Genomic DNA, 2,991 nt, shown 5'->3' on the forward strand with positions numbered 1-2,991 from the left:
ATGTATTGATATATCATTAGCGCATCAGCTAGATAGTGACATAGATCACTATCAAGTCAATCTTGCCACTTACCGCCTTCGCGTTTGCATAGATTTTAATCTTCCCGGACAACAGGCCAAAATTGATGGCCACCCCACTCCGTCCAAGAGCCGTCATACACCGCAAGCGGATAAGCAAAATAGTGCTCAGCCACCGCGGCTAAGATACAAGCCGTCACGCCTGATCCACAGCTTGCTACGTTCAAACGTGTATCACTGAGGTGAGGTAAAACGATGTTACGTGCGATGTCTGAACTGATCACAAAACCGCGCGGATCCGTCAATTCGCTAAAAGGTAGGTTAATAGCGCCGGGCATATGACCACTTCGTATACCTTCTCGAGGCTCTGGCACCTGTGCATAAAATCGTGTTTCAGGACGGACATCAATCACATTGATTGCGGCCAGCTTTTCGGCCAGCGTGTCGCCATCAATGTAACGATACGCTTTAAAATCGGCGTGGTAAGTTGCCTCGACACGCGGCTGAGGCGGTGTATTATCTATCAGCCCCTCTGATGCCATCCAAGCAGGTAGTCCGCCATCAAGAATAAATACATCCCGATGGCCCATCACTTTACACATCCACCACACGCGAGCGGCAGAGAATAAGCCTTGCGTGTCATAGACCACTAACGTGTCTTGCGAGGCAATACCTAGCGTTCCCATATGTCGCGCAAAACTCGTTTCATCCGGTAACATATGAGGTAAAGAGGAAGATTGATCTTTGACTGTATTATCGAAATCAAAGTAAACGGCACCCGGAATACGCCGTTGGCGCCACTCTTGGAAGCTATCTCGGGATACATCTGGCATAAACCAGCTAGCATCGACAGGAACGACGGTATCGAGGCGCTGAGCGAGCCATTCAGGGGTTACAAACACTGACATCTTGACGGTTCCTTTTCATCGTTGATTGGCGGATGACAACACTTTCACAAGATATTGACTTATCTTATCTAGTATCAGCCTAATTTTTTACTCATACTGAAAGCCTCGCATTAAAGATGCAACTCAATGAGGATATGAATGACACCATCTCGCGTGATCTCAGGCGCTATTTTATTGTTTCCCACACTACTGCTGGCACCCACAGCGGCCTTTAGCGCGGGGGTCGGTGTAACAATTGAAAACGACAGTCCGTTAGGCGTTGATAATCAATACACCAGTGGTGTTTATGCGCACTGGCATGCGGATTGGTCCGATGATGTCACCACCACCGCTGTCACGCCCATTCGTTGGTTTGCTCAACAGCTACCGCTTAACGAACAAGCACGCCAAAGCTGGAGCATCGATGTTGGACAAATGATGTGGACGCCCAACGATATTGAATGGGAAACGCCCCATCCCAATGAACGTCCCTATGCCGGTTTGATTTTTATCGAGCCTGGCATTTATCAGCAGACATCAGAGCGGGTCGATAAGTGGTCATTTATGCTCGGAATGGTTGGCCCCGCATCGCAAACTGAAGAAGGACAATCTTACGTTCATGACCTCATCGACTCGCCCGACCCAAAAGGATGGGACTACCAAGTGGAAAACACGCCAGTGGCGCAGTTTGCTTATGAACGCCACCAGCTCCTGCACCGTAGCGAGAACCAAGAATGGGGAGTGACTGGACGTGCCGATATCGGTAACTTCCGCAGCGAACTCTCTACAGGATTGAGTTATCGTATTGGTCTTGATCTGGCTAATACCTTTGGCGGCATTAGCTTCGAGCCAGGCCGCCATTTAGACAGCCGTTTGTTCGACGCAAGCGAACAGGGCGCATTCTTTTATGCCGCGATGCAAGGCCGATATCGGGCCAATGACGTCACCATCAATGGCGATAAACCGCCAGAGAATGCCGACATCGATATGACCCACTGGCAAGCAAGTGCCGCTACCGGGCTAGCATTTTACCAGCCTCGCTGGGGCACAGATATCAGTGTTGTTGTACACACGAAAGACTATAAGCAAGCTCCCGATGACACCTATAGCTACGTATCTTGGACCGTGCATTATCGGTATTAACATCCATACTCTCGTTTCGCTTTCCGTCGCCACTATCGAGGTGTGGCAGCAACGGCTTGTTTAGGCGACTGACTCTTTCGTTTATCCGTGAGTTTCATCAACACCAATGACGCTAAAATCATCGCAATACCTAACCACTGTAACGGCTGTAACGTTTCATTGATCCACAGTACACCAAGGGTTACAGCCGTAAGCGGGTTAAGAAACATAATGATAGATTGACGATTTGGGCCAAGTACAGTGATCGAGCGAATATAGGCCCAGTAACCGATAGCAGTATTGAGTAAAATAACCCAAGCAAGTCCTGGTACGGCCTCCATGGTTATCGCCTGTGGCGGCCCCGCAAAGAGCCAAGCAAAAGGAATAAGCATGATGCCACCAAGGACTAACTGCCAAGCGGTTAATCCAAAAATGTCTTTCGCTTCCCAGCGCTTCATCCATAGTGTCGACTGAGCAACAAAAAATGTGGCAAGTAACATGGCACCGGCCCCTATCCAATCGATATTGGAAGATGGATTCAATAATAATACTACGCCGAAAAGCCCTAAAATCGCCAGCCCAAGTAGTTTAGGCTGAGGCCGTTTCCCTTCTGTTAACCACTGAAGCAGCATCAGTACTAAGGGTAAGGTCGCGCCTAAAGTCCCAGCGATAGCGCCGGGTAGCCGATAAGCGGCAATAAAAAGCAGTAAAAAGAAAGCCGCGATATTAAAAAAGCTTACAGCAAGCATTCTCGGCAAACTTAAAGGTAAACCACGTCGACTGATCATCAGCATTAACAGGCCCGCTGGTAATGCTCGCCATACTGCCATCCAATAAGGGGAAAGATCCCCCAGGAACAGAGCAACCGCTGAATAAGTACTGCCCCAAAAAATCGGAGCAAGAATAGCGATAAAATAATGCATAACCTTTCTCTATGTATCTTCACGTAAAGATACAGTAGCTG

Annotated in this window: 3 protein-coding genes; 1 reads left to right on the forward strand and 2 read right to left on the reverse strand. The window is 48.6% G+C overall.

The features are described from left to right. Positions 1-95: 95 nt before the first annotated feature. Positions 96-926, reverse strand: a complete 831-nt coding sequence (locus tag BZG79_RS13415) for a sulfurtransferase (protein ID WP_077576699.1) — start codon at positions 924-926, stop codon at positions 96-98. A gap of 138 nt (positions 927-1,064) precedes the next feature. Here BZG79_RS13415 and BZG79_RS13420 point away from each other — a divergent pair, with 138 nt between their 5' ends. Beyond that, positions 1,065-2,048, forward strand: coding sequence for a lipid A deacylase LpxR family protein (locus BZG79_RS13420; RefSeq protein WP_077461409.1), 984 nt, complete (start codon positions 1,065-1,067; stop codon positions 2,046-2,048). A 32-nt stretch (positions 2,049-2,080) separates the two neighbouring features. Here BZG79_RS13420 and BZG79_RS13425 read toward each other — a convergent pair whose 3' ends face one another. Next, entirely contained in the window at positions 2,081-2,950 is an 870-nt protein-coding gene (locus tag BZG79_RS13425) for an EamA family transporter (protein WP_077670167.1), read from the reverse strand. Between the last annotated feature and the right edge of the window lie 41 nt (positions 2,951-2,991).

It is taken from the genome of Salinivibrio sp. MA427 (assembly GCF_001996115.1).
Taxonomy (GTDB): domain Bacteria; phylum Pseudomonadota; class Gammaproteobacteria; order Enterobacterales; family Vibrionaceae; genus Salinivibrio; species Salinivibrio costicola.

Excerpts from the sequence above, each read along its gene's own strand:
- BZG79_RS13425 (WP_077670167.1), bottom strand. The coding sequence starts at position 2,950 with ATGCATTATTTTATCGCTATTCTTGCTCCGATTTTTTGGGGCAGTACT.
- BZG79_RS13415 (WP_077576699.1), bottom strand. The coding sequence starts at position 926 with ATGTCAGTGTTTGTAACCCCTGAATGGCTCGCTCAGCGCCTCGATACC.
- BZG79_RS13420 (WP_077461409.1), top strand. The coding sequence starts at position 1,065 with ATGACACCATCTCGCGTGATCTCAGGCGCTATTTTATTGTTTCCCACA.